Genomic DNA, 26,645 nt, shown 5'->3' on the forward strand with positions numbered 1-26,645 from the left:
CGACATAAAAGAAGCACCTGTTCAACAACAGGTGCTTCTTTGAATAAAGTTAAGCAAAATAATAATGCTGAACTAAAGTTGAAATACCTACCACTAAGAAAATCGCAGCACCAATTTTATGGATTAAAGAGATTGGTAATTTATCAGCCAACTTATTACCAATGAATACTGCTGGAGCATTTGCAAGCATCATCCCAACAGTAGTACCACACATGACCCAAAATACGCTGTCAAAACGTGCAGCTAAGGCAACCGTTGCAATTTGGGTTTTATCACCAATTTCGGCCAAGAAGAATAGAATAAAGGTCGCACCAAACACACCAAATCTCTGCCATTTATTGATGCTTTCTGTTTCATCACCAAGTTCATCAGGGATCAACATCCAGATCGCCATCCCGATAAAACCAAGTGCTAGTATCCAAATCAAGATTTCAGGGCTGAGAACGGTCGTAATCCATTGACCAAAAACAGCAGAAATACCGTGGTTAATCGTGGTGGCTAATAAAATTGCGATGAGGATTGGAACAGGTTTTCGGAAACGTGCTGCTAACAATAAAGCGAGTAATTGTGTCTTATCACCCATTTCAGCAAGAGCGACGATCGAAGTAGAGATGAGAAATTCATACATAGTGAATGCTCTGGCTAGCAATATATACCGATGACCTACCCCTCCTGCTAGCCAAAATCAATTAGATTGATGCAGAGTGGTAAATCAAAGGTCTTGCCAACAAAAGCACAGCAAAAATAGCTGTTCTTGGTTCTTTGCTATGATGACCATGTTCTGTTGAACAATTATGTTGATCATCACCTCTTTACTTTGCGTAAAGAGCGGCTACTCCCCAATGAAGTGTCTTTATTCTATCAAAGAACTTTATTTTTTTGAATCTTTAAGTCCAAAAATTTTGGTAACTCCACATTAACAATCGAACCAGACCTAATAGTAGAGCTAAATAAAAGCTCAAACCTAAAAAGCCAAAACTACCCCAGCCACTGCTCGTATTTAAATTTTGTGCCTGATATTCCATCGCCATCACAATGGTTGCGACTAATAATTCAATCCCCATCACAATATAAAGCACCCATTCCGATGGAAAATGCAGAAAACTCACCCATAATCCCATGAGCACAAAAACTACCAGCAATAATGGCAACATGACTCTATAAATCGCAAACATTTCTCCACCTCAAATTCAGTGTTTGATTCCTCATTGCCAATATTCAGATTGATAGCAAATAAAATAGCGTTTTTCTATATTGAATAAAAGAAAACCCCGCCTAAGCGAGGTATTCTTCAATCAATTATTCGTTACAGTAGTAAGCTACGAATATCTTTTAATAGCTTGGTCAACTTATTGGTAAAACGTGCTGCATCAGCACCATTAATGACTCGATGATCATATGACAACGATAATGGCAACATTAAGCGTGGATCGAAATCTTTACCATTCCATACAGGTTGCATGGTTGCTGGAGAGATACCCAAAATTGCGACTTGAGGCCAGTTCACTAAAGGCGTAAATGCAGTTCCACCGATACTACCTAAGCTCGTAATGGTAAAGTTGGCACCTTGTAGATCTTTCGGTGATAACTTGCGATCACGCGCTTTTTGACTCAGCTCAGCCAACTCAATAGCGATTTGCTTAATGGATTTCTGGTCAGGATTACGCAGCACAGGAACCGTTAAGCCGTCTGGTGTAGCGACTGCAATTCCCATATGAATTTCGTTACGTAACAACACTGACTTTTGGTCATCTGCCAAATGACCTGCAAAATAAGGCTCTTCTTTTAACAAGTGAGCAATCGCTTTCGCAATAAATGCCAAAATGGTTAAGCTGATTCCTTGCTTTTTAAAGCCATCTTTCAGTTCACCGCGCCACGCTTCAAGCTCAGTGATATCCGCCAAGTCAAACTGTGTCACTTGTGGAATAAAGTTATTCAATGACAATTGCGGTACAGACACTTGCTGTAAACGCGTCATCGCTTTCACTTCACCACCACCAAATGCATTAAAGTCTGGCAACTTTGGTAAGCCTGAAGCAACAGGTGCAGCCTGTGTAGGAGCAGCTTGCGGTGCTGTCAGACGCGTTTTCACATAAGCAAAAACATCGTCTTTCATCACACGACCGTGTTCGCCAGAGGCTTTGACCTGCCCAAGAACAACACCCAACTCTCGTGCCAGTTTACGCACGGCAGGGCCTGCATAAACCTTCGCATTTTCTGCTTCTTGCTGTTTAGTCAACTTCTCAGCTTGCGCTGGCGCACTTGGTGCTGCTTGCGTAGCAGGCGCAGCAGCTGGTTGAGCCTTTGGTACTGCTGGAGCAGCAGCCTGACCACTCACCTCAATCGTTGCCAAAGCCACGCCTTGACGAACTTCTTGATTAGCAGAGACATGGATTGCTTTCACAATCCCTGATACTGAACTTGGCACTTCAACAGACGCCTTATCTGACTCAACCACACATAGGCTTTGTTGAGCTTCAACGCGATCACCGACATTGACCAAAATTTCTGAAACAAGTGCTTTTTCTACACCTAGATCTGGTACTTCAATTTCAACATTACCTGTTGAGGTATTGCTTGCAGCTGGTACTTCTGTAGTTACGACTGGCGCTTCTGTTTGAGCTGGGGCTGCTTGCGGTTCAGATGACGTTGCAGCGCTCGTAGTCTTGACCTGAATCAATACTACGCCTTCTTTGATGCTATCGCCTTCTTTAATCTGGATCGCTTCCACAATCCCCGCAACCGAGCTTGGTACTTCTACAGTCGCCTTGTCTGACTCAACCACGACAATACTTTGTTCTGGCTCAATCTGATCACCGACTTTGACCAACACTTCTGCAACCAACGCTTTTTCTACACCAATATCTGGAACTTTGACATCCACAACTTGTGAAGTAGTGGCTGCTGGTTTTGCAACAGATGCTGGTTGAGTTTCAGCTTTAGCAGCTTGTGTTTCTACTTTTGGCGCTTCAGCTTTCGGTGCTTCGTTCGCAGGGGCTTCAGTAGCAGACTCAGACTCTAGTTCGACCAAAGCAATCCCTTCGGATACTTCATCACCTTGTTGAACTAAAATACTTTTCACAATACCTGCTGCAGTACTTGGAACTTCAACGGTTGCTTTATCGGACTCTAAGACCAAAATGCTCTCATCAACAGCAACATGATCTCCAACTTTCACCAAAATTTCTGCAACGAGCGCCTTATCTACGCCAATATCAGGTGCTTGGATTTGCATGATTATTTCCCCTCACCTGTTTGCGTTTCATTGTATTCAGCAACGGCCTGAACTTCTGGATGCGCTTGTGGAGCCCATGCCACTGGACGATCCGTATCTAACTCAAAGTTAGAAATTGCATCTTTAACCAAACGATTTTCAACTTCACCTTCATCCGCTAATTTTTTCAATGTCGCAACCACAATATGCGCAGCATCAACACCAAAGAAACTACGTAAGTTGGCACGTGTATCTGAACGACCGTAACCATCAGTACCTAATGCAACAAATGGACGACCATCTGGAAGATATGCACGGATTTGTTCACTGTATGCACGCATATGGTCTGTTGCAGAAACGACAATACCTTCTGTTCCACGTAATTGTTTAGATACCCAAGATTCTTTCACTTCTTCAGTCAGTGGGTGTAAACGGTTGTATTCTTCACATGCCATACCATCACGCGACAACTCATTGAAGCTAGTTACACTCCAAACATTTGAGTGAATTTGGTATTCATCACGTAAGATTTTCGCAGCTTTGATCACTTCACGAAGAATGACACCTGAACCCATCAATTGAACAGTTGCTTTTTCATCTTTTTCGAACAAGTACATACCACGTTTAATGCCTTCCTCAGCGCCTTCAGGCATTGCAGGATGCTCGTAGTTTTCGTTCATTACAGTGAGGTAATAGAACACACGCTCTTGGTTCACATACATACGTTGTAAACCATCATGTACGATTACAGCCAACTCATAACCAAAACATGGATCATAAGATACACAGTTTGGAATGGTGTTCGCCAAGATATGAGAATGACCATCTTGATGCTGTAAACCTTCACCGTTCAATGTGGTACGACCAGCAGTTGCACCTAACAAGAAACCTTGAGCTTGTGCATCGCCCGCAGCCCATGCAATGTCACCAATACGTTGGAAACCAAACATTGAGTAGTACATGTACATTGGAATCATTGGCAAGTTATTGGTTGAATAACTGGTTGCCAACGCAGCCCATGCGCTCATCGCACCTGCTTCGTTAATGCCTTCTTGAAGCATGTGACCGTCACTTGCCTCACGGTAATGCATTAACTGTTCTTGGTCTTCTGGGGTATATTTTTGACCGTGAGCAGCATAAATACCGAGCTGACGGAACATCCCTTCTAAACCAAAAGTACGTGCTTCATCTGGAACGATAGGTACAACACGATCTTTAATTGCTTTTTCTTTTAGTAAAGCAGCAATTAAACGTACCATCAGCATTGTCGTCGATTGCTCTTTACCACCAGAACCATTTAATACAGCATCAAATACAGAGAGTTCTGGAATCGCTAAAGTTTCACTCTCTTTACGACGTGCAGGTAGGTAACCACCTAATGCTTCACGACGCGCCTTCATGTACTTCATTTCTGGAGAGTTTTCACTTGGGCGGTAGAATGGAAGTTCTTCTAACTTATCGTCTGTAAATGGCAAGTTGAAACGGTCACGTACATATTTCAAAGAGTCGATCTGCATTTTTTTGATTTGGTGAGTTTTGTTCACCGCTTCAATTTCTTCAGATAAACCATAACCTTTAACTGTTTTCGCAAGAATAACGGTTGGTTGACCTTTGGCTTTCATTGCTTCTGCATAGGCAGCAAAAACTTTGTACGGGTCATGACCACCACGGTTAAGATTGTCGATATCTTCATCGCTTAAATCTTTTACAAGTTCCGCAGCTTCTGGGTACTTGCCAAAGAATTTCTCACGTGTATATGCACCGCCTTTCACTTGATAGCGTTGATACTCACCATCAACTGTTTCATCCATAACCGCTTTTAAAGCGCCTGAGCTGTCTTTTGCAAGAAGTGGATCCCAATGACGACCCCACACCACTTTAATGACTCGCCAGCCCGCACCACGGAATAAAGATTCTAATTCTTGAATAATTTTACCGTTACCACGTACAGGACCATCTAGGCGCTGTAAGTTACAGTTCACCACCCAAATCAGGTTATCAAGCTTTTCACGACCAGCAAGTGAAATTGCACCTGTACTTTCTGGCTCATCCATCTCACCATCGCCTAGATAAGCCCAGACTTTACGATCTTCTTCTTTGATCAAGCCACGATTCATCAAATATTTTTGAATGTGCGCCTGATAAATCGACATGATTGGACCAAGACCCATCGATACAGTAGGGAACTGCCAATAGTCTGGCATTAAATATGGATGAGGATAGCTTGGTAAACCGTTACCGCCAACTTCACGTCGAAAATTACTTAACTGCTCTTCATTTAAACGTCCTTCGAGGAAAGAACGTGCATAAATACCAGGAGCACAGTGACCTTGGTAATAAATCATGTCACCGCCAAAGTTATTGCTGTTTGCACGGAAGAAATGGTTAAAACCAACATCATATAAGGTTGCAGACGATGCGAAACTTGCAAGGTGACCACCTAAATCATCGCCTGTTTTATTAGCACGTAGTACCATTGCCAATGCATTCCAGCGAATCAGCGCACGAATACGACGTTCCATATCCTGATCGCCAGGCATTGCTGGTTGTTCTTCAACTGAAATCGTATTGAGATAAGGTGTATTTAAGCGTTGGATTGGAACATGTTTCGCAATTGCCCGTTGATACAGTTTTTCAAGTAAGAAAGCAGCGCGTTCCGTGCCCATATGTTGTAATACTGAATCAAATGCTTCTTGCCATTCTTGGGTTTCCTGCGCGTCAGAGTCGCCATAAAACGCCATACAATTCACCTTTTCCCTAGAGTTATTTTGTCGGTAGTATTTTTATCATATTTTAGCTTGATAGAGATATTGCCCCAAATGAATACAAAACTCCCTAATATTTTCTCACTAAATAGTCATTGACCTAATTGAAATAAAAAAAGTAAAAAATCGCCAATAAAGGCGATTTCAATCAATATTCTTATTTAAAATATTTTGTAGTTACATTAAGGCAACAAAGCTAAATAAGTAGAAGGGTTTTTACGTTGACCATCTTTCACTACCTCAAAATGTAAATGTGGTCCAGTACAACGCCCTGTACAACCAACGTTTGCAATATGCTCACCCGCACCTACACGATCGCCTGCATTCACCATCAAACGTGATGCATGTGCGTAACGAGTGATGTACCCATTGCCATGATCAATTTCAACATATTGCCCATAACCAGTGCCCCACCCTGATTTTGTTACAACACCAGCGCCTGTAGCATAAATAGGAGTACCTGATGGTGCAGCTAAATCAACACCAGAGTGATGACGGGTTGAACCAAGCAAAGTACGTGTGCCCCACGATGAGCTAACGCGACCTTCTTGTAAGGGATGGCTCACTAGCCAAGAGTAACCTGTAGAAGAGAACGATGGTGCATTGTCTTGAGTTGAAATAGCCGAACGACCATATTTCTTTTCAATCATTGCATTATTCAGTTCAATGGTTTTTTCACGTAATTTAACTGACACATTTGAAACAGCTGGAACATCAATATCATCTGGATGATTGTAAGAACCTTGAGCCAAAGTTTTAGACAATTGTTCTAAACGATCATTATCTGTGGTTTGACTGATATTTTGATAATCTGCAAAAGCAACCGAAGCAGCTGACGCAGCCAATGAAAATGCGAGTAAAATACGACGCGTATGATGCATAAAAAACCTCTTGAAACCGTCCTTAAAAGTTCCTTTATCATCTCTTCCTTGATAACAGTCGAACCTAATGCTTAAGATAGACATCTAACCTCAAAGGAAGCCGACATGTCTGAACCCAGCAATGTTTTCCAACAGAAAGGACAACACATAAAAACTGGAAACTTAACGTTTCTGACTACGCAAGTGACCCAATGGAAACAACTTACGAAAATTATTCAACCTTTATTACCCCAACCAGAGCAATGGCAGGTTGTTTGTTATCAACATGGTATCTTGATCATAACAGGCGAAAATCAAGCAATGATTAGTCAACTGAGTTATTTACAAAGCCACTATGTTGCGCAGTTAGCTCAGCTAGAAGGACTCAAAGAATTACGAAAAATTCAAGTTCGGTTAAGAAACAAAATACTTGTCCCTCGTGAACCTTCTCCCCCATCTAAACCACTTTCTTCAGAGACTCAAGAGCAATTACGCAGTGCCGCTGAATATGTGAGCGACCCTAAGCTTAGCCAAGCTTTACTACGTTTGGCAAGCAATAAAAAGTAAATCCCTTATCTTAAGTTTCGGAATATGCAATTAACTTATGTGATAAACATCTCAATATACCTTGTTATAATATAACATATGCAAGAAAAGACAATGACTTATGTCACACTTACATAAGGAATTGGACAATCACTCTCGTTATTAAATGTTACAATTTCATAGCTGCTTGGATCATTTTGAACATTGCGCAATAACTGATTATTCAATGCATGCCCTGATTTATAGCCATCAAACTTGGCAATAATTTGATGTCCCAATAAGTAAAGATCGCCAACAGCATCTAAAATTTTATGACGTACAAACTCATCAGCAAAACGTAAACCTTCTTCATTGACAACACCCGTGTCATCGACCCCAATGGCATTATCTAAGCTCGCGCCCAAAGCCAAATTATTGGCTTTTAAATAATCCAAGTCTTTCATAAAACCAAAGGTTCTGGCTTCACTAACTTCATATACAAAGGTTTCAGTTGAGAAATCAATACTGACCGACTGATATTCTTTAGCAAATGCTGGGTGATCAAAATCAATGGTAAAATTAAGTTGAAAACCTGCATGAGGTGTAAAAATAGCGTGTTTATCTTCAATAAGTGCTTCAACAGGTTTTAAAATTCTTATAAATTTCTTTGGTGCATTTTGTTCAGCAAGTTCACCTTGCATTAACAAATAAATAAAAGGACCTGCACTACCGTCCATAATAGGCACTTCAGACGCAGAAACTTCTACAATCAGATTATCAATCCCTAAGCCCGCAATTGCACTCATCACATGCTCAATAGTTCCGACTTTAATATCATCTCTCACGAGGTTAGAGCACATGAACGCTTCTTGGATCAGTAATGCATTTGCAGTAATATCAACAGGCGGATTTAAATCGATACGGCGAAAGACAATACCTCCATCAATATGATGCGGAACAAAATTAATCAACACCTTTTGACCACTGTGCAGACCAATACCGCTCGCTTTCACCACACGCTTGAGAGTCCGTTGTTTCACCATGCCATGCCAACTTGATTTGCAAAAACCGATATAAGTTAGCATATTTTGCCATTTTAAAAAAATAAAAAAGGGCACAAATTCGCGCCCTCTTTCTCTAAATATATGATTTTGTTATTTACGCTGCTGATTTTTCAAATAATCTTGAATACTCATTGGCGAAGAACGTGGCGAAGAACTTGGTGCAGCACTGGCTGGAGCATCTGCATTTGCACGTTTACTAATCGCAGGAACATCATCTTCGTCTACAGATTGTTGAGCTACCTGTGATGGTGAGTGCGATGGAACAACACGCTTTTTATGCTCTACTTCACTCGCATTACGTGTTAAACCTGTTGCTATCACCGTAACACGAAGTTCATCACGCGCATCTGGATCAAATACCGTACCGTAGAAGATTTCACCTTCATCCAGATCAACAATCTGATTCACAACATCGGTAATGATTTCCGTTTCACGTAAGGTAATATCATCACCACCAGTGATATTAATTAATACGCCTTTGGCGTTAATAATATTCACGTTATCGAGTAATGGGCTACGAATCGCCTGTTCAGCAGCTTGACGTGCACGATCTTCACCGCGTCCTAAACCTGCACCCATCATCGCATAACCACGAGTACTCATCGCAGTTTTCAAGTCGGCGAAGTCAAGGTTAATATGACCACGATTGACAACCAAATCAAAGATACTGCGAACAGCATTTAGCAATACATCATCTGCCTTTTTATAGGCATCTTTCATTGAAATATCACCGTACACGCTCAGCAAGCGTTGATTTGGGATAATAATTAATGAATCAACATGCGCTTCTAATGCATCAATGCCTTTTTCAGCTGATTTTTGACGGCGACGACCTTCAAAATTAAAAGGTGTAGTAACCACACCGACCGTCAAAATGCCCATTTCTTTAGCAACTTCAGCCACAACAGGTGCTGCACCAGTACCTGTACCGCCACCCATACCAGCAGTCACGAAAACCATGTCCGTGCCTTCTAGGTGCTGACGAATCACTTCACGACTTTCTTCAGCAGCAATTTGCCCGACTTCTGGGTTTGCACCTGCACCTAAACCACGCGTACTTTGCTCACCCAATTGAATTTTGAATGGGGCATTCATACTGTCCAGTGCTTGTTTGTCTGTATTCGCGCAAACAAATTTTACACCTTGAATATCTGACTGCACCATGTGCTGCACAGCATTACCGCCACCACCACCAACACCAAATACTGTGAAACGGGCTTGACCGTTGCCATCGTCTAGTTCATCTTCTATAAATTCAAATGAGGCCATGACCTTTAAATTTCCTAATATATGTAAGTGGCAGTTACTTCAGCCCGTTACTGCCTTGATTTTTAAAACTACTGATGTCTAGGATGCTGTTCAATAATACCGAGCTTGTCAAGTACAGTGACTTAGTATTACAACTTCCTAACAATTTTTCCCCAAAATTCCTACAACCTTAAAATATCGCTTTAAGTTTGCTATTCAATGCATTCCAACCATTTGCAACACGATCAATAAAACTACGATCATTGGCTTCTTCAGGTTCTTCAATCGTATCTTGCAAGTCACTTTGGCTAAACATCAATAAGCCCGCAGCTGTTGCATACATTGAGCGACGTAAAGCCGGTAAATGTTGATCATCGGCATACACTTGCAACGGTGGATTACCCAAGTGTGCAGAAACACCAAGCATACGACGTGCCAAATTCACCATACCTTCAATTTGACATGCATCACCTGTAAGTACGACACCATGATATAAACCATGAATCGCACCGCTATGCTCTAACTCTTCACGAATTTGTGTAAAGATTTCTTCATAACGCGCAATAATAATTTCCGCAAGCTCAATACGACTAATGGTCTGTGGCCCATCAATCCCTTGTACTTGAATCATGTGATCTGGTTTCACCACACTTAGGTCAACACAACCATGTAAAATCTTAATGCGCTCGGCTTCTTCAGTCGTGGTTTGTAAAACTGCTGCGATATCTCGAGTCACATTTTCACCACCACGCTGTAAAGTGCGCGCCAGTGCTAATCGACCATCTAAATACACCGCAAGATTGGTAATTCCTGCACCAATATCAACTAAACAAACACCATATTCTTTCTCGTCTTTCAACAAGCTGGCTTCGGCAGTGGCTAAACATGAAACCACCATTTTTTCCACGCCGATATTCGCACCTTTCATGGCTCGATCAAGGTTTTGCATGGTACTAATTGGCATCATCATCAATTGATAATGTCCTGTCATACTATGTGCCGACATATTGACTGGGTTTTGTACCCATTCACCTGAGTCGCCCAAATCAAAACCTAAAGGCACAGCACTGGCTAAATAATAATCTGGAGAAACATGACTTGCTTTAGCTAACTCTAACGCTCTCACCACTTCATTTGTCGTAATAATATGATCGTGGTTTGCTACAGGCGTACGTCCTGAAGCATAAAAGCTTTGTAGCTCTGTACTTGGAATAGACACCCATGCACTATGGATACGGCATTCAGCCATATCTTCTGCCTCAGAGACTGCATTTTTAATTGCAGCAATCACCTTATCTAAGCTGACAATTTTGCCTTTAACCATACCTCGGTTGCGAGCAGTTGCCATGCCAATCACTTGGATCTTATCTGGTGCATGGACCTTACCAATCAAAACTGAGACTTTATGAGTCCCAATATCAATCGCAACAACTGAGGGAACAGCTTCACTCATTACTTCATTACCATATCTTTAATGTTGTTTAGGACCACTGCCCATATTTTCAAGCCATGTATTATGGCTTCGCCTGAATTGCACCTGCAAGACTTGTGTCATTAATCGTTACAACTAACTGACCGTTCACTATCTTCGGCGGTGTTGCATTTTTCCATTGAATCGCGAGACCATTTCGGTAACGCAAATCAATTGCCGAGATATTTGACCATACAGGTTTTAAATCGGTTTGTGCCAAATGGCTTAACCGTTGTAACTTATTCATGGTTTGATCTTGGTCAACAATAATCCGCAAACCTGAATCAAACTGCATAAACCATGTCATTCGCTCTGTTAAATACAACTCTTTTAATCTTAAATTCGCTGGATGAAACAATTGATTAATTTCATTATAGCGACGCATCATCATTTTGGATTGGCTGATCGGTCCATGTAAAAGTGGCAAATTTGGATGTGTGGTTGATACAGCCTCACTAAACACATCGCCATTGTCACTCAGCAAGCGCCCTGTTCCCCAACGTGCAATTGCATGACGCGGCATCACCCGCACTCGAATTGCATTTGGCCAAGCTCGTGACACCACTACACGGTCAACCCAAGACACTTTTAATGCTTGATCTCGAATCTGCTCTAAATCCGAAGTGAAATAATTATCTTTAATACTTGGATTTAAATGTTTGACGAGTTGTTGATTTTCAATATCTGAATTGGTTCCAACCACCTGCAATTCTGCAACGCGTGCATCTGTCATGACTTTATACAAACCATACAGACCAATTGCCAATACCACAAATGCAATCATCAACAATGCCCAGCCACCCGCATTCACCATTTTTTGTTTAGGCGAAGGCGGTTTCTCATGGATAGAGCTAATGGCTGGTCGTGTTTTACGACGCATTGATGCAGGAAGTTGAGCCATAAAAATTAAGCCGACTTCGTCAGAGTTTGCTCTAAAATTGCAACACAGAGCTGATCAAAACTATAACCTACCGCTTGCGCAGCCTTAGGCACTAAAGAATGGCTGGTCATACCTGGCACGGTATTTACCTCTAACAACCAGAAATTACCTTGCTCATCCTGCATGGCATCAATACGCCCCCAACCCTCTGCACCAACTGCTTGGAAAGCACGTAAACACAAAGCTTGTAGGTTTTGTTCTTCTGACGCATTCAAGCCAGAAGGAATACCATATTCCACATCATTACGTTGATATTTGGCTTCATAGTCATAAAAAGCAACGTCTGCGGGTGGTTGCAAACGAATCACAGGTAATGGCTGACCATTTAGGAAAGAAATCGTAAATTCACGCCCTGTAATCCATTTTTCTGCCATCACCACCGCATCATGCGCGGTTGCTTTTGCAATTGCTGCTGCAAAGTCTTCTGCTTTTTCAACTTTACTCATGCCAACACTTGAACCTTCGTGTACTGGCTTGATAATCACAGGTAAGCCTAGATCAGCAATGACCGAATTTAAATCAGTGTCTTTAGTGATAATCCGATAAGGTGCAGTTGGTAAGTCGCTACCTTGCCAAATTTGCTTGGTTTTAACTTTATCCATACCGATTGCAGAACCTTGTACGCCCGTACCTGTATATGGAAGGTTTAACCACTCCAACACACCTTGGATCTGACCATCTTCGCCACCACGCCCGTGTAGCACAATAAAAGCACGATCATAGCCGACCAATTCGGTTACGCTGCGATCTTGTGGATCAAATGCTTCCGCTTGCACGCCTGAACGCAACAGCGCATCTAAAACAGCTTGACCACTATCCAATGACACGGCACGTTCTGCCGATTTCCCACCAAACAACACAGCAACTTTGCCGAATTTTGCAGCATTTGACACGTTTATATCCTTAAAACTTTTCTAAATTCTCTAAATCTCCCCTATCCCTCTTTATGAAAGAGGAAAACTCCGCCCTTTGATTAAAGGAAGGCTGGGAGGGATTTTCTAAAACTATTCGGCATACAAGCGATGCTGAGCTAATTCTACTGAAATTGCACCCACGTTACCTGCACCTTGTGTTAATAACAGGTCATTCGCTTGTAACACTTTTTGTAAAACGCTTGGTAAATTACCTTCAACTGGATCAACCAATATCGGTTCAACCTCGCCACGTAAACGAATACTACGTGCTAAAGCTCGACTGTCCGCACCAACGATTGGTTTTTCACCCGCAGAATATACTTCCAACAATAATAATTGATCAACTTGAGATAGCACATCGACGAAATCATCAAAACAATCACGGGTACGACTATAACGGTGTGGTTGGAACAGCATCACCAAACGGCGATCAGGGTGACTCGCACGAGCTGCTTTGATTGTGGCTTCCACTTCTTTTGGATGATGACCATAATCATCGACCAATTTCACCAAGCCTTCACCCACTTCAAATTCACCCTGAACTTGGAAACGACGACCAACACCGCTAAAGCCTTCTAAGGCACGACAAATTGCGCCATCAGACACACCTTCATCGGTTGCCACGCCAATCGCCGCAAGGGCATTTAAGATATTATGTAAACCTGGCTGATTAATGGTGACACTGAGTGGTTCACGATCTTTACGTAGAACAGTGAAGTGCGAACGCATACCATCTTGCACTACATCGACTGCACGCACATCATTATCTTCATTAAAACCATAGGTCACGACTGGACGACCCACGCGAGGTAAAATCTCACGAATGTTGGCATCATCGCCACAAACCACGGCTAAACCATAAAATGGCAAGTTATGTAAAAACTGAATAAAAGTATCTTTTAATTTATCAAAACTACCTTCATAGGTATCCATATGATCTGCATCAATATTGGTCACGATTGCGGCCATCGGCTGCAAATACAAGAATGATGCATCTGATTCATCGGCTTCCGCCACAATGAAACGACTTTCACCTAATGCGGCATTAACACCCGTACTATTCAACAAACCGCCGATGACATAAGTTGGATCAAGATTCTCTTCCGCCAACATCGTGGTTAATAAACTGGTAGTCGTGGTTTTGCCATGTGTCCCTGCAACTGCAATACCATGACGATAACGCATCAACTCACCCAACATCTCTGCACGACGTACAATCGGCGTACGATGTTCAATCGCAGCTTTGATCTCTGGATTTTCAGGATCAATCGCCGTCGATACCACCAATACATTGGCATTTTTAATATTGTCGGCGCTATGTCCAATATGAACTTTTATACCATTTGCTTCGAGTTGAGCAGTGGTCTTAGACGCTTTAATATCTGAGCCTGAAACTTTATAACCTTGGTTGGCTAAAACTTCTGCAATACCGCACATCCCCGCACCACCAATCCCAACAAAGTGGATGTGTTTAATACGGCGCATTTCTGGCACTTTAATCAGCTTTTTGGCTTGGCTTGGATTTGTCGGGGACATAGATAAACTCGAATTACAATTTTTTAATCAGATCAACCACATGCTGCGTTGCATTCGGTTGTGCTTGTTGGCGTGCTTTGATTGCCATTTCAGAGAGCAGCTGACGATTCAACAAAGTCGCTAATAACTCATCTAAAACAGCAGGGGTCATGTCTGCTTGTTGGCAAATTTTGGCAGCACCTACATTTGCCAAAAATTTAGCATTTGCAGTTTGGTGATCATCTACAGCGATTGGAAGGGGTACAAAAACAGCAGCAAGACCTGCCGTTGCGACTTCTGTTACTGTTAATGCACCTGCGCGACAGATAATTAAGTCTGCCTCACTATAAGCTTTTGCCATATCATGAATAAATGGCTCAACTTGAATGTTTAAACTTTGCGATGCGCCTTGATATCGCACACGTGTTGCATCTTGCTGATTTTGTCCGCATTGATGGAACACATTTAACGGAATATTGACCTTTTTCAAGGCTTCGGGCAAACGCTCATTTAAGGCTTGCGCCCCCAATGACCCACCGACAATCAATATATTAATCGGCAATTGTTCTTGTTCACGGGTTTGATAACGCCATGATGGATTCAAAATTGCCGTAATTTCAGCGCGTACAGGATTCCCTGTCGTGACTACTTTATCACTAGTCGGGAAGGTATTTGGAAAAGCCTGACACACGGTTTTGGCAATGCGTGATAATTGTGTATTGGTAAATCCTGCAATCGCATTTTGCTCATGAATTAACACAGGAATACCGAGCAAACGTGCCGCCAAACCGCCGGGTCCAGCAACATAACCACCGAATCCAGCAACAGCATCAATATTAAGCTGCTTCATGTAGCGCATCGCGCTTAAGGTCGCTTTTAAAATTTTAAATGGCGCGCTGAGCTTACGTAATAAACCATTACCACGCACACCTTGAATATCAATTTGATAAATTGGAATATTTTGATCTTTGAGTAAGCGATTTTCCATTCCCGTAGGCGTTGCTAACCATGAGACTTGACAGCCTTCTTGTTGAAGTTGTTTGGCAACGGCAAGCGCAGGAAAAACATGCCCACCTGTACCAGCGGCCATCATCAAGACATGTTTAGGTTTGTTATGTGGTGAATTGGTCACGGTCTAATTCTTCAACTCAAAAAAGAAGGTTATCGTCTATTGTTTTCGGGAGTTATTCTAATCCTAAAGCTTCATTCACGAAAAGCGAATTTCACCTGTTTACAACAGAAAGCTATGCTTTTTTTAATTGTTAGTTAAAAACAACATCCTGTCTATGTCTAAATGCCCATTTGCCAGTGAAATAACTTGAAATACAAACGGGCATTTCGGTCAAAAAAGATGCTTATTTAAACTGTGCGACCTGCTTCTAAGACATTAAATAGATCATCTGCAATTGATGTTCCAAATTGAGCATCAATTTCACGGATACAGGTTGGACTGGTGACATTAATTTCAGTCACATAATTTCCAATCACATCAAGCCCTACAAAGATCAGACCTTTTTCACGCAGGAAAGGTCCTACTTTTGCCGCAATCATTTTGTCATTTTCAGTGAGTGGACGCGCCTGACCTAGACCACCTGCTGCCAAATTACCACGTACTTCGCCATTTTGTGGAATGCGCGCCAAACAATACGGTATAGGTTCGCCGTTCACCATCAAGATACGCTTATCCCCTTCGACAATTTCGGGAATATAACGTTGTGCCATGATGGGACGTGTGCCCAATTCAGTGAGCATCTCCAAGGTTGCACCAATATTCACACCATCTTGGTATAAACGGAAAATCCCAGTCCCGCCCATACCATCGAGTGGTTTTACAATCACATCGCCATGCTCTTTGATGAACTCACGAATCAGGCTTTGTTGAGAGGTCACCAAAGTCGGTACTTGTAACTCTGGAAATTGAGTCGCGAACAGCTTTTCATTACAGTCGCGTAGCGATTGTGGTTTGTTAATAATCCACGTACCTTCACGTTCAGCTTGTTCCAAAATATAAGTGGTATAGACAAAATTCATGTCAAACGGCGGATCTTTACGCATCAGCACCACATCGTATTCAGCCAATGACTCTTTGCGCTTCTCACCCAACTCATAATAATGATTGTAATCTTCGAAGACTTTAAGCGGCGAAATCAAACCAAAGGCTTTGCCTTGATCTATATATAAATCGTGCTGTAATGCATAACCCAATTCATGACCGCGACGGCTTGCCGACCATAACATTGCCATTGTGGAATCTTTCTTGAGATTCACCGTTTCAATTGGGTCCATCACTACAAGTACACGCATAATTTGACGCTCGTATTTTTAATCTTGACAAAAAGTATAGCGAAGTTTAGTGATGATGTTTAAACAAGTTATGTAATTCTTAAATCTAAAAAATTCTAATTTATTCAGATCACTAGATTCGATTTATTTAAATAGACCGTTTTCTGAGTGATAAAAATTGAAAAATTACTGGTAGATAATTTCGATACCAGTAATTTCTAAAGCATTCAATTTTATATTCAACTTATGCCAACAGTTTTTGAATATCTTTGCTAATTTTTTCAGGTTTAGTCGTTGGTGAATAGCGTTTGATGACTTCACCATTTTGGTTAATCAAAAACTTGGTGAAATTCCATTTGATGCTTTCACTACCTAAAATGCCTTTGGCTTCTGAAGTGAGATATTTATAAATCGGATGCGCATTTGAACCATTCACATCGACTTTGGCAAACATTGGAAATGATACGCCATAGTTACGCTGGCAGAAGCTGCCAATTTCTTCATTGCTCGATGGGTCTTGGTTAGCAAACTGGTTACATGGAAAACCTAAAATCACCAAACCTTGTTCTTGATAGTCCTGATATAGCTTTTCCAAACCTTCAAATTGTGGGGTTAAGCCGCATTGACTTGCAGTGTTCACCACCAATAAAACTTTGCCTTGATAGTCTGCAAAGTTCTTTTGCTCACCTTCTAAAAGTTCAGCCTGAAAATCATAAATTGTGGTCATACAACATCTCGCTCTGATTCAATCAATCTTATTTGCCTAATAGCTTTGTTTATTTGTTCAGCTATGCGAATTAATATTGCACACAAATATCTTGCATGCAAGTTAATTATGCACAATATACTTTTCCCATTAATCAAACTATACTGTGATTTCGCAAAGATGACCTTGAGGAGCAAAGCATGACTGAATTTTCTTACTTGGATAATCAAGTGTGTTTTGCGATGTATTCCGCGACCAATGCAATGATTCGCCAATATCGTCCCTTGCTTCAGGAATATGACCTGACCTATCCGCAATTTATTGTGCTGTTGGCTTTATACGAAAAGGACAATGTGACGTTGTCTGAAATTGGTCAAAAGACGTTTTTTGATTCGGGAACGCTGACGCCAATTATTAAAAAACTAGAAGAAAAGCAATTTTTAAAACGCGTTGCAGTGAAAGAAGATGAGCGTATGAAAAAGGTGATCTTGCTTGAAAAAGCACTTGCTGCAAAAGATGAAATTACCTTAATTCCTTTTAAACTCGCCTGCTCTTTGGGTGTTGATCCAAATGATTTGGTGGCAATTCATAATTTATGTCATCGTTTTTTAAAGGGTTTAGAGGATTCTAAACTCGAAAGCCTGAGTGAATAAATGCAACAAGCCATTGTGGATTTTCATATCGATGAGGAAAACCATTGGGTTGCTGATCTAGCTTGTGGTCACACTCAGCATGTGCGCCACGACCCACCGTGGCAAAATCGCCCTTGGGTTTTGACTGAGCAAGGGCGTAATGAAAAGTTAGGTATGAAGTTGGAATGTAAAAAGTGTGAGGACGAGTAATTCGCATAACGCCCACTATGTTAAATGCATGATTTATTTATAAATCCTTACTAAAGAAGACTACATCCATATTTAAAAAATTAGAAGTAAAGGTTTTAATAAATCCTAACTTCTTTAAAAGGTTATGAGCTGGTACATTTTGTTCTTCAGAAAATGCTATTACCTTTTTAAAATTTCTATTTTTCATGTCTTCTAGCAATCTTGAAGTAGCTTCAATGACATATCCTTGTCCTCGTTCGCTTTTGACCAATCTAAAACCTAATTCTGCTTCATCTGTCCCATCTACAGTACACATTTCAAAACCGCAGTAACCAACAATCTTATTGGTGTTTTTAGAGATAATAGCTAATTTTCCAAATCCATATCTTTCATAATGTTCTAAGATTTCATAAAAACGATTTGTTGCATCTTCAACATTCAATGTTCCGTTAGGTGAAAAAACCATGAAGTCTTTATCTTGAAATAGGGTGATAGCTTCATTTAAGTTTTCTTCAGCAAATGGTTTTAATAATAAGTTTTTTGTTTCAAATACAGCCATTTTTCAATCTACCTAAAATCAACATAAGCCTTATGCGAAACACCTAAACTTTTTCTTTCCACATCAAAATATTAAATTAAGCCATTCTATGGTTCAGAGCACTGGAGCGATTTTTTTGTAATTTTTCACGTTTCATGCTTATTTTTCAACAATTGATGAGTTAATTATTTCTCTTAACAACTAAACTCAATCCTTGACCTCAAGCTAAGTTGAGCTTTTATAGTTGTCTTTTAAGCTAAAAACATGGACAGATGAATGGATAACTCGAATAAAACTTTTCTCATATACGGCGTTAGTAAGGGACTAGGAAAAGCGATTGTTCAAACTATTCCAAAGCCAACAGATACCATCTATGGCGTATCTCGCACCCAACCACAAGAAATTCCAAACTTAAACTGGATCCGTACTGATCTCTCCAAATCTGAACAGGCTGTAAGTGATGTAAAGGCTGTGATTGGACAGCAAAAAATTGATGTGCTGATTTACAACGTGGGCATTTGGGAACAACGAGCTTTTAGCGACAACTATAATTTCGAAAATGTTTCTGCTAATGAAATAAACCAAATAATTAATACCAATATCACTACTTGTATCCAATCCATTCAATTTCTCATTGAAAATCTAAAACTATCTGATAACGCCAAAATCATTCTGATCGGTTCCACTTGGGGTGTTGAGAATCATAACGGTAAAGAACTTGTTTTTTCTGCCACCAAATTTGCCTTAAGAGGTATTGCACAATCACTACGAGAAATCTTACGTGAACATTTTATTGGTGTAAGTGTGCTTAATCTAGGCTACCTTGCCAGTGAATATGAAATTGAAAAACCTGTTGAAGAAATTTTAGAAGAAACTGAATCTGCGTTAATTCCTTTGATAGATGTTATTCATGCAATTCATTTTATTATTTCAACTAGTAAAGCAGCCTGTGTAAAAGAAATACTTATGCCTGCAATGTTAGATAAGAATGTTTAGGTTATTTACAACTTCGATTGTGATCATAATCTTGGGGTTTGATTAAAAAGGAGCATTATGTTGGCATGTAAATTTACGAAGTTCATTTCAAAACTATAATTTTCTAAGTTAGGTTTAATTATCTATATTTTTTTTAAATAATTAAGTTTAATAAGGATAGATAAACCACTTAGAATGTTGTTATGAATAAAAAAGATGATGATCCGACAATCATATTAGAAGATACACCTGATCAAGAAAAGTATGAGAAACTCAAAGAAAAGCTAAAATATAAACAAGCACTTAGGGCAAATGTCAAAAAAATAGATCATAAAAATGTTCGTTTGAACATTCAAGCGGATGCTTTACCAAGTAAAACATTTTTTATCATGAATGCTTTGGCGGCAATTATTGCTGGATATGGTCTCCTTGCAAATTCATCTGCGGTTGTGATTGGTGCGATGTTAGTTGCAATGATGCTCGGACCTATTTCTGGCATAGCCCTTTCTTTTATTGATAATAGATGGATTTTGTTTAGAACAGCTTTTACAACCCTCATATTAGGGTTAATTATGATTTTTTCTATCGGAGTCATTTTAGGTTTAATTAATATAAATCTACCGATCACCAATGAAATTTTAGCTCGTACTCAACCCACAATTATAGACTTAATGATTGCGCTCGCAGGCGGTGCTGCGGGGGCCTTTGCCTCAATTTCTCCCCGACTTTCTGTTGCTGTTGTTGGCGTTGCTGTGGCTACAGCTTTAGTCCCACCTTTGGTGGTCAGTGGCATTTTAGTTGCCCATATGGAATGGAAAAATGCCACAAATGCTTTAATTCTGGCAGTCACTAACATTATTGCAATTCAAGTAAGTTCTTCACTAGTTTTATGGATTGCGGGATTCCGCCGAGGCTCAGATGTTGAAGTTAAAAGTAATATTTTAGAGTTTATAAAAAGAAATATTATTAGCTTATGCTTTTTAGTCGCATTAGCGATTTATTTAACCCTCAATTTTATGCATATGCTGAATAAACAAATGTATGAAAATTCAATTAAATCAGAAGTCAAAAGTTTTTTTAACATTAAAAATAATATCGTCGATACTATTCAATTTGATAAACGTGGTGATTTTACTTTGGTGAGAGTTGTCGTTAGAGGAGATATCCAGCCACAACCTTTAGACATTCAAAAACTCAATGAGTCTTTAAAAAGAGACTTAAATGGTCAGTCAACGGTTACTCAAGTTAGATTTATTCCTATCCAAATAATTGAAGCGCCCGACAGTCCAAATATAATGATCAAACCCAAAGAAGCATCTCGTTTAGTCAAAGGGCATTAATCTAGTATTCATTCCATTAGAAAAATTTAGCTTATTTTCTAATCATTATTTCCAAAAATTGATCAATTAAAATCAACAAAAAAGGAAGCCTTCGCTTCCTTTTCATCTACATCTAAAACTTAGATGCCATATTTTTCACGATAAGCCTGCATATTTGCTAAAGCGTCTTTCTCGCCTTTTGTATCTAAATAATCCATCAAATCTTTCATCGTGATTAAGGCATGCACAGGAATTTCGAGTTCTTTTTGCACTTCCTGAATCGCAGAAAGCTCACCCTGACCACGTTCTTGACGGTCTAGCGCAACTAAGACACCTGCAATCGTCGCACCTGCATTTTTTAAGATGGTGACAACTTCACGAATCGCAGTCCCTGCAGTGATCACATCATCAATGATCCAAACTTTTTGACCTGCAACCGATGCACCAACCAACACACCACCTTCACCATGATCTTTGGCTTCTTTACGGTTAAAACCCCAAGGAACACTTTTGCCATGTACTTGAGACAACGCCACAGCAGTCGCCGCAACAAAAGGAATGCCTTTGTACGCAGGACCGAAAATCACACCAACATTTTCGCACTGAACCAATTTATCTGCATAGCCTTGAGCTAACAAAGACAATGCTTCACCATCATTGAGCAAACCTGCGTTAAAGAAATAAGGACTGACACGGCCTGATTTTAAGGTAAACTCACCAAATTTAAGCACACCACGTGATAATGCGAGTTCGATAAAAGCTTGCGGATGAAATGACACAGGCGTTGTCATATAAGGTGCTCCAAATTCTTTAATTGAGGTTAAACAGACGTATGATACCAAAGGATAGCTATCCAAGTGATGTAAAAATTCTTAGAGTCGTTTCAATCAACGTAAATGGTCTACGTTCATCGGTAACAAAAGGTCTACTCGAATGGTTAGAACAATCGGGTGCCGATGTGGTGTGTATGCAAGAAAGCCGCATCACCCACGAACAATGGACCGATAAATTTAAACCTGAAGGTTGGTACACTCACCTCTTCCCTGCTGAACGTGCAGGTTATGCAGGTACGGCGATTTATAGCCGCTTACCCTTTGTCTCAGTCAAAGATGGTTTAGGTTTTGAACTTGCGGACTCTCAGGGTCGTTTTGTTACGGCTGAGTTTGATTTAGGACTGTCACATCCTGTTCATATTGCTTCTTTATACTTGCCATCAGGTTCAAGTGGTGATGAAGCACAAGCACGCAAAGATTTATTTCTACAAGAATATGCGCAAATACTAAAAAAATGGCGAGATGAAAATAAATCAATCATTGTGTGTGGTGACTACAATATCGTACACAAGCGTATCGATATTAAAAACTGGTCAGGCAACCAGAAGTCATCAGGCGTTTTGCCGCATGAACGTGCATGGCTTGATCATATTTATGATGAATTAGGTTACGTCGATACTTTTCGAGAAGTACGACATGAAGCTGAATTATATTCATGGTGGTCAAATCGTGGTCAAGCGCGTGCGAAAAATGTCGGTTGGCGTATTGACTATCATGCCTGCTCTCCAGACTGGAAAACTCGCACCGCAAATGCATGGGTCTATAAAGAACAATGGTTTAGCGACCATGCACCTGTGATTATCGACTATAAAATACACGAATAAGTGAACAAGTGTTCACTTTGACCGTCTCTTTAGCTTACATCTCGTGTCGTTTTTTGTGTATTTTTATTTACCAGCTGTAACGGCATTATAGCACCACGGCACAGGGAAGCGGTCAGGATGACCACAAAAGGATAGGACGCCGTAGGAAGACAAAATAAACTTAGTTTAAGTTTATTTGCAAGGATGAGACATTGGACGTTGAAATGAGACCCGCATGATCAGGATGATTAAATGCGGGTTTTCTCTTTTCTAGATAGTCGATTTTTTATTTGAATTGTCTTTGGCTTTTATGCTCAAAATATAAGAATAATTTGATCAATACGCCTCCATTTTCATTCAAAAATACTCAATCAACTTTATAAACAATATCGATTGGCAAATGACCGAGTTTTTAGGTTAGGCTTTACTCCATCTCTTGTATTATTTTTTATGGTCTTCCCATATGTTTAAAATCTACGGTATTAAAAATTGTAATTCGATGAAAAAAGCCTTTGATGCCTTGGCGGCTAAAAATATTGCTTATGAATTTCATGATTATAAAAAGCAAGGAATTGATGCCGATACTTTAGCAATTTGGCTAAAAGAGATTGGCGCAGAAAAAGTACTGAATAAGAAAGGCACCACTTGGCGCAAACTTAGCGAAGCTGAGCAAGCACATGCAACGGATAGTGAACAAAATCTGATTGAAACACTGATCGCGCAACCGAGTTTAATTAAACGTCCAATTTTGCAAACATCACAAGGTTTTGTGATTGGCTTTGATGAAGCAACCTACCAAAACCTTTCTGCTTAAAATTAAAAGATAGATGTAAAAAAACCGAGTTTATTGAAACTCGGTTTTTTTATTACTTTAAAATTAGTTTGTGCGAACCCAAGTCTGGTTACGACCTAATGCTGCAACACCGATGTAACCACGTAATTTAAGCTTTTTACCACCATCAATGATTTCAGCTTTTAATTTATAAGTTTTACCATTTTTAGGGTCGATAATTGAACCACCATCATAACTATTACCACCTGCATTTTTTAGGCTGTGCACAATCGTCACACCTTTTAATGGTTTGTTGTGATAAGTCCCTTCACATTTAGAGCATGCATTTTCCTGACCTGCCACTAAATATTTTTGAATTGATGCGCTAAGACTGCCATCCTTTTGCTCTGTGAATTTCACAATCGCTTTCGGCTGTTTCGTTTCATCATCAATTGTTTGCCAAACTGTGCCATTGAGTGCATCCGCAGCATTGGCAAAAGTTGTTAAACCGAGCAATCCAAGTGCTAAAGCTATTTTCTTCATTTTTGTAATATCCTTAAGGGGGTCTTTCAAGACCAAGAGTATTGAGAACTTCTATCAATATTGCAATTCTTGATTATGACTATTTGGTATAACCTTACGAGTCAAGAACTCTCTTATTAGTATACTGACCTAACAATATGGAAAAATTATGAAATTTGGTACTGTTTGGAAATATTATTTTACTGAATCGTTACTAAAAGCGACCATTCGTACGCCGAGTCAGTTCAATTTAGCCCCGAATGCATTAAGACCTGTTTTAGATCAACTCTGTCGTTTATTTCCTCAAAATCAAACAGTACAAATTCGACCGATACGTTTGGCAGGTGTCCGTGGCGAAGAAATTAAAGCACAAGCTACAGCGACCCAACTGATTTTCCATATTCATGGTGGTGCATTTTTCTTAGGTAGCCTAAATAGCCATCGCGCCCTGATGACGGATATCGCTGCACGTACTCAAATGCAAGTGATTCACGTGGATTATCCACTTGCACCTGAACATCCTTATCCTGAAGCAATTGATGCTATTTTTGACGTGTATCAAACCTTATTGGTTCAAGGGATTAAACCAAAAGACATTATTATTTCTGGTGATTCATGTGGGGCTAATTTAGCGCTCGCGTTGTGTTTACGTCTAAAACAACAACCTGAATTAATGCCAAGTGGTTTAATTCTGATGTCACCGTATTTGGATTTAACGCTCACCAGTGAATCACTCCGTTTCAATCAAAAACATGATGCGCTACTTTCGATTGAAGCCCTACAAGCTGGTATCAAGCATTATCTAAAAGATGGGATGCAGCCTGATGATCCACGGGTATCACCATTATTTGATGATTTAAAAGGCTTACCCCCAACCTTGGTTCAAGTGGGTTCTAAAGAAATTTTGCTCGATGACTCGAAACGCTTCCGTGAAAAGGCAGAAAAAGCCGATGTAAAAGTCCATTTTAAGATTTACACGGGAATGTGGCACAACTTCCAAATGTTCAATGCGTGGTTCCCTGAAGCGAAACAAGCTTTAGCAGATATTGCTGAATTTGCCCACTCTATTGATCAAGATTAATACTCAAGCATAATTTGTGTAAAAAATGGTCAGCTATGTCTGACCATTGTCATTGTTAATTTCTTTTTGTCATCGTGAAATAAAACTGATTGGTTTTTTAGATAATCACGCCTTTTTTCAAAAAATTTTCCCTTTCTAATTTGCATTAAAAAGTACAGAGCTAGACTTCTTTCTCATTCTAAAGATGTTATTGTTATTTTAATAATCGTTTTTCACTCCTTTTGATGACGAATTTACATTTATAACGTTTCTTAGGAATCTCATTGCATATAAGGATGAATGCGAATGGTGAAGATTCAGTTTAAGAGATTGGCAAAAAGAGAAAAATGGACTTTCTCGCAGTTGTGGGAACATGAACCTCTGATTAATTGGAACATGTTAAAAAAAACGACTTTATTGCTGATTCTCGCTGCTTTTATGACCGTTTTTTGGATCATATGGGATTGTTTTGTACTGCTTAATCCTGTGACATGGCAATGGGTCAACTTGCCCTTAATTCGTTCTAAATTATGGACGAATATCATTATGCTGATGGTTTTTTCAAGCCTGATTATTCCTTGTTACTTCTATAAAAATAAAAGCTGGGCACATGATGTTATCCCTATTTTCAGTGTGCAAGTTTTCACTGTCTTACTTTGCCATACCAGCTATATGATTGGAAGTTTTAGTCCTGCAACTATGGTGGTCTACGTGAGTTTAGTGGCCGTAGGACTGGTATTATTTAATCGTAAAATGATTTATTGCGCGCTTGTACCAGCGACGATTGCTTTATTATTTTGTAGTTTATTAAGTATGTTTGGTATTTTGCAATATGCGCCTGTATTTAAAACAGAGGTATTAAACCAAGCAGAAATGCATCCTTTTTGGGTAGGCAGCATGCTGTTTTTCCTACTTCCTATTTTGATCGCCTGCCTATTTCTTTTTGAAATATTACTCACTCAATGGCGTACTCGCGAAACTGCTATTCAAGTGTTGAGCCGTCTTGACCCACTGACCAATGTAATGAATAGACGCAGCATAAGTAGTCATTTAGAAAAGTTGAATCAACAACCCAATCAGCTATATTCGGTGGTATTACTCGATCTCGATCATTTTAAAAACATTAATGATCGTTTTGGACATAGCATGGGAGACCAAGTCTTAGTCCAAGTGGCAAAATGTTTATCGGAAAAATTACGAGATCAGGACATGATTGGGCGTTTCGGTGGCGAGGAGTTTATTTTGTTACTACCGAATACCACACCGACCCAAGCTAAGAATATTGCTGAACGTTGTCGTTTGGCAATTGCAGACTTATGTTTTATTTCAGAGGAACAGCAAAAGTTTTTAATAAGCGCCAGCTTTGGTATCAGCAGTACACTGAGTGCCGATGAACCTCACGTCATTATTGGTCAAGCGGATCAAGCGTTGTATGCAGTTAAAGCAGCTGGACGTAATCAAGTCAAAGCTTATACGGATTTAGCCTTAGACTAGATC

Annotated in this window: 26 protein-coding genes and 1 riboswitch; of the genes, 9 read left to right on the forward strand and 17 right to left on the reverse strand. The window is 40.0% G+C overall.

The features are described from left to right. Positions 1-49: 49 nt before the first annotated feature. The 5 genes from F933_RS08115 to F933_RS08135 all read right to left on the reverse strand — a co-directional run bounded on the left by F933_RS08115 (position 50) and on the right by F933_RS08135 (position 6,860). Positions 50-628, reverse strand: coding sequence for a TMEM165/GDT1 family protein (locus tag F933_RS08115; protein ID WP_004951316.1), 579 nt, complete (start codon positions 626-628; stop codon positions 50-52). 82 nt (positions 629-710) lie between these two features. Continuing rightward, positions 711-853, reverse strand: a riboswitch (yybP-ykoY riboswitch). A 34-nt stretch (positions 854-887) separates the two neighbouring features. Beyond that, a complete protein-coding gene (locus F933_RS08120; RefSeq protein WP_005060173.1) occupies positions 888-1,175 on the reverse strand; it encodes a hypothetical protein in 288 nt (95 codons plus the stop codon). Positions 1,176-1,306: 131 nt separating this feature from the next. Continuing rightward, on the reverse strand, positions 1,307-3,235 hold the full coding sequence (locus tag F933_RS08125; protein WP_005060175.1) for a 2-oxo acid dehydrogenase subunit E2: 1,929 nt from the start codon (positions 3,233-3,235) through the stop codon (positions 1,307-1,309). A gap of 2 nt (positions 3,236-3,237) precedes the next feature. Next, positions 3,238-5,955, reverse strand: coding sequence for a pyruvate dehydrogenase (acetyl-transferring), homodimeric type (gene aceE / locus F933_RS08130; protein ID WP_005060176.1), 2,718 nt, complete (start codon positions 5,953-5,955; stop codon positions 3,238-3,240). A 206-nt stretch (positions 5,956-6,161) separates the two neighbouring features. Next, positions 6,162-6,860, reverse strand: coding sequence for a M23 family metallopeptidase (locus F933_RS08135; RefSeq protein ID WP_005052506.1), 699 nt, complete (start codon positions 6,858-6,860; stop codon positions 6,162-6,164). 105 nt (positions 6,861-6,965) lie between these two features. Between F933_RS08135 and F933_RS08140 the strand changes: the two genes are divergently transcribed. Beyond that, the gene (locus F933_RS08140) at positions 6,966-7,406 is read left to right on the forward strand and encodes a hypothetical protein (RefSeq protein WP_005060179.1); all 441 of its coding nucleotides are present in this window, start codon (positions 6,966-6,968) and stop codon (positions 7,404-7,406) included. A 98-nt stretch (positions 7,407-7,504) separates the two neighbouring features. Here the strand turns inward: F933_RS08140 and lpxC are convergent, their stop codons facing one another. The 9 genes from lpxC to F933_RS08185 all read right to left on the reverse strand — a co-directional run bounded on the left by lpxC (position 7,505) and on the right by F933_RS08185 (position 17,526). Next, entirely contained in the window at positions 7,505-8,407 is a 903-nt protein-coding gene (lpxC, locus tag F933_RS08145; protein WP_034710945.1) for a UDP-3-O-acyl-N-acetylglucosamine deacetylase, read from the reverse strand. 111 nt (positions 8,408-8,518) lie between these two features. Continuing rightward, entirely contained in the window at positions 8,519-9,697 is a 1,179-nt protein-coding gene (ftsZ, locus tag F933_RS08150; protein WP_005060180.1) for a cell division protein FtsZ, read from the reverse strand. Between the two features lie 169 nt (positions 9,698-9,866). Then, positions 9,867-11,129 carry a cell division protein FtsA gene (gene ftsA, locus F933_RS08155; protein WP_005052516.1) on the reverse strand — a complete coding sequence of 421 codons (1,263 nt, stop codon included), beginning with the start codon at positions 11,127-11,129 and terminating at the stop codon, positions 9,867-9,869. Positions 11,130-11,190: 61 nt separating this feature from the next. Then, positions 11,191-12,048, reverse strand: coding sequence for a cell division protein FtsQ/DivIB (locus tag F933_RS08160; protein ID WP_005060182.1), 858 nt, complete (start codon positions 12,046-12,048; stop codon positions 11,191-11,193). A gap of 5 nt (positions 12,049-12,053) precedes the next feature. Beyond that, on the reverse strand, positions 12,054-12,980 hold the full coding sequence (locus tag F933_RS08165; protein ID WP_005060184.1) for a D-alanine--D-alanine ligase: 927 nt from the start codon (positions 12,978-12,980) through the stop codon (positions 12,054-12,056). 111 nt (positions 12,981-13,091) lie between these two features. Beyond that, positions 13,092-14,537 carry a UDP-N-acetylmuramate--L-alanine ligase gene (gene murC / locus F933_RS08170; protein WP_005060186.1) on the reverse strand — a complete coding sequence of 482 codons (1,446 nt, stop codon included), beginning with the start codon at positions 14,535-14,537 and terminating at the stop codon, positions 13,092-13,094. Positions 14,538-14,550: 13 nt separating this feature from the next. Beyond that, the gene (gene murG / locus F933_RS08175; protein ID WP_034710633.1) at positions 14,551-15,648 is read right to left on the reverse strand and encodes an undecaprenyldiphospho-muramoylpentapeptide beta-N-acetylglucosaminyltransferase; all 1,098 of its coding nucleotides are present in this window, start codon (positions 15,646-15,648) and stop codon (positions 14,551-14,553) included. A gap of 227 nt (positions 15,649-15,875) precedes the next feature. Continuing rightward, positions 15,876-16,820, reverse strand: coding sequence for a glutathione synthase (gshB, locus tag F933_RS08180; RefSeq protein ID WP_005060190.1), 945 nt, complete (start codon positions 16,818-16,820; stop codon positions 15,876-15,878). Between the two features lie 223 nt (positions 16,821-17,043). Continuing rightward, positions 17,044-17,526: a glutathione peroxidase gene (locus F933_RS08185; RefSeq protein WP_005060193.1), complete on the reverse strand. Its 483-nt coding sequence runs from the start codon at positions 17,524-17,526 to the stop codon at positions 17,044-17,046. A gap of 179 nt (positions 17,527-17,705) precedes the next feature. Here F933_RS08185 and F933_RS08190 point away from each other — a divergent pair, with 179 nt between their 5' ends. Continuing rightward, the gene (locus tag F933_RS08190; protein ID WP_005060194.1) at positions 17,706-18,158 is read left to right on the forward strand and encodes a MarR family winged helix-turn-helix transcriptional regulator; all 453 of its coding nucleotides are present in this window, start codon (positions 17,706-17,708) and stop codon (positions 18,156-18,158) included. Next, positions 18,159-18,347, forward strand: a complete 189-nt coding sequence (locus F933_RS08195) for a DUF3565 domain-containing protein (protein ID WP_005060196.1) — start codon at positions 18,159-18,161, stop codon at positions 18,345-18,347. 37 nt (positions 18,348-18,384) lie between these two features. On the opposite strand, the gene F933_RS08200 is transcribed toward F933_RS08195, so the two are convergent. Continuing rightward, complete coding sequence (locus F933_RS08200) at positions 18,385-18,885, reverse strand: GNAT family N-acetyltransferase (RefSeq protein ID WP_005060199.1); 501 nt, start codon at positions 18,883-18,885, stop codon at positions 18,385-18,387. A gap of 255 nt (positions 18,886-19,140) precedes the next feature. On the opposite strand from F933_RS08200, the gene F933_RS08205 reads away from it, so the two are divergent. Together F933_RS08205 and F933_RS08210 are read left to right on the forward strand one after the other, a co-directional pair. Then, positions 19,141-19,860, forward strand: coding sequence for an SDR family oxidoreductase (locus F933_RS08205; RefSeq protein ID WP_005060201.1), 720 nt, complete (start codon positions 19,141-19,143; stop codon positions 19,858-19,860). A gap of 182 nt (positions 19,861-20,042) precedes the next feature. After that, on the forward strand, positions 20,043-21,179 hold the full coding sequence (locus F933_RS08210; RefSeq protein ID WP_005060203.1) for a DUF389 domain-containing protein: 1,137 nt from the start codon (positions 20,043-20,045) through the stop codon (positions 21,177-21,179). Positions 21,180-21,298: 119 nt separating this feature from the next. Here F933_RS08210 and pyrE read toward each other — a convergent pair whose 3' ends face one another. Beyond that, positions 21,299-21,949: an orotate phosphoribosyltransferase gene (gene pyrE / locus F933_RS08215; RefSeq protein ID WP_005060205.1), complete on the reverse strand. Its 651-nt coding sequence runs from the start codon at positions 21,947-21,949 to the stop codon at positions 21,299-21,301. A 41-nt stretch (positions 21,950-21,990) separates the two neighbouring features. Between pyrE and F933_RS08220 the strand changes: the two genes are divergently transcribed. Beyond that, positions 21,991-22,815, forward strand: coding sequence for an exodeoxyribonuclease III (locus tag F933_RS08220; protein ID WP_005060207.1), 825 nt, complete (start codon positions 21,991-21,993; stop codon positions 22,813-22,815). A 442-nt stretch (positions 22,816-23,257) separates the two neighbouring features. Continuing rightward, positions 23,258-23,608, forward strand: a complete 351-nt coding sequence (locus tag F933_RS08225; RefSeq protein WP_005060208.1) for an arsenate reductase — start codon at positions 23,258-23,260, stop codon at positions 23,606-23,608. A 63-nt stretch (positions 23,609-23,671) separates the two neighbouring features. Here the strand turns inward: F933_RS08225 and F933_RS08230 are convergent, their stop codons facing one another. Next, positions 23,672-24,109, reverse strand: coding sequence for a DUF2147 domain-containing protein (locus F933_RS08230; protein ID WP_005060210.1), 438 nt, complete (start codon positions 24,107-24,109; stop codon positions 23,672-23,674). Positions 24,110-24,257: 148 nt separating this feature from the next. On the opposite strand from F933_RS08230, the gene F933_RS08235 reads away from it, so the two are divergent. Next, complete coding sequence (locus F933_RS08235; RefSeq protein ID WP_005060212.1) at positions 24,258-25,169, forward strand: alpha/beta hydrolase; 912 nt, start codon at positions 24,258-24,260, stop codon at positions 25,167-25,169. A 285-nt stretch (positions 25,170-25,454) separates the two neighbouring features. Next, a complete protein-coding gene (locus F933_RS08240) occupies positions 25,455-26,642 on the forward strand; it encodes a GGDEF domain-containing protein (RefSeq protein ID WP_005060214.1) in 1,188 nt (395 codons plus the stop codon). Positions 26,643-26,645 lie beyond the last annotated feature (3 nt).

The organism is Acinetobacter beijerinckii CIP 110307, from assembly GCF_000369005.1.
In the GTDB taxonomy this organism is placed as follows: domain Bacteria; phylum Pseudomonadota; class Gammaproteobacteria; order Pseudomonadales; family Moraxellaceae; genus Acinetobacter; species Acinetobacter beijerinckii.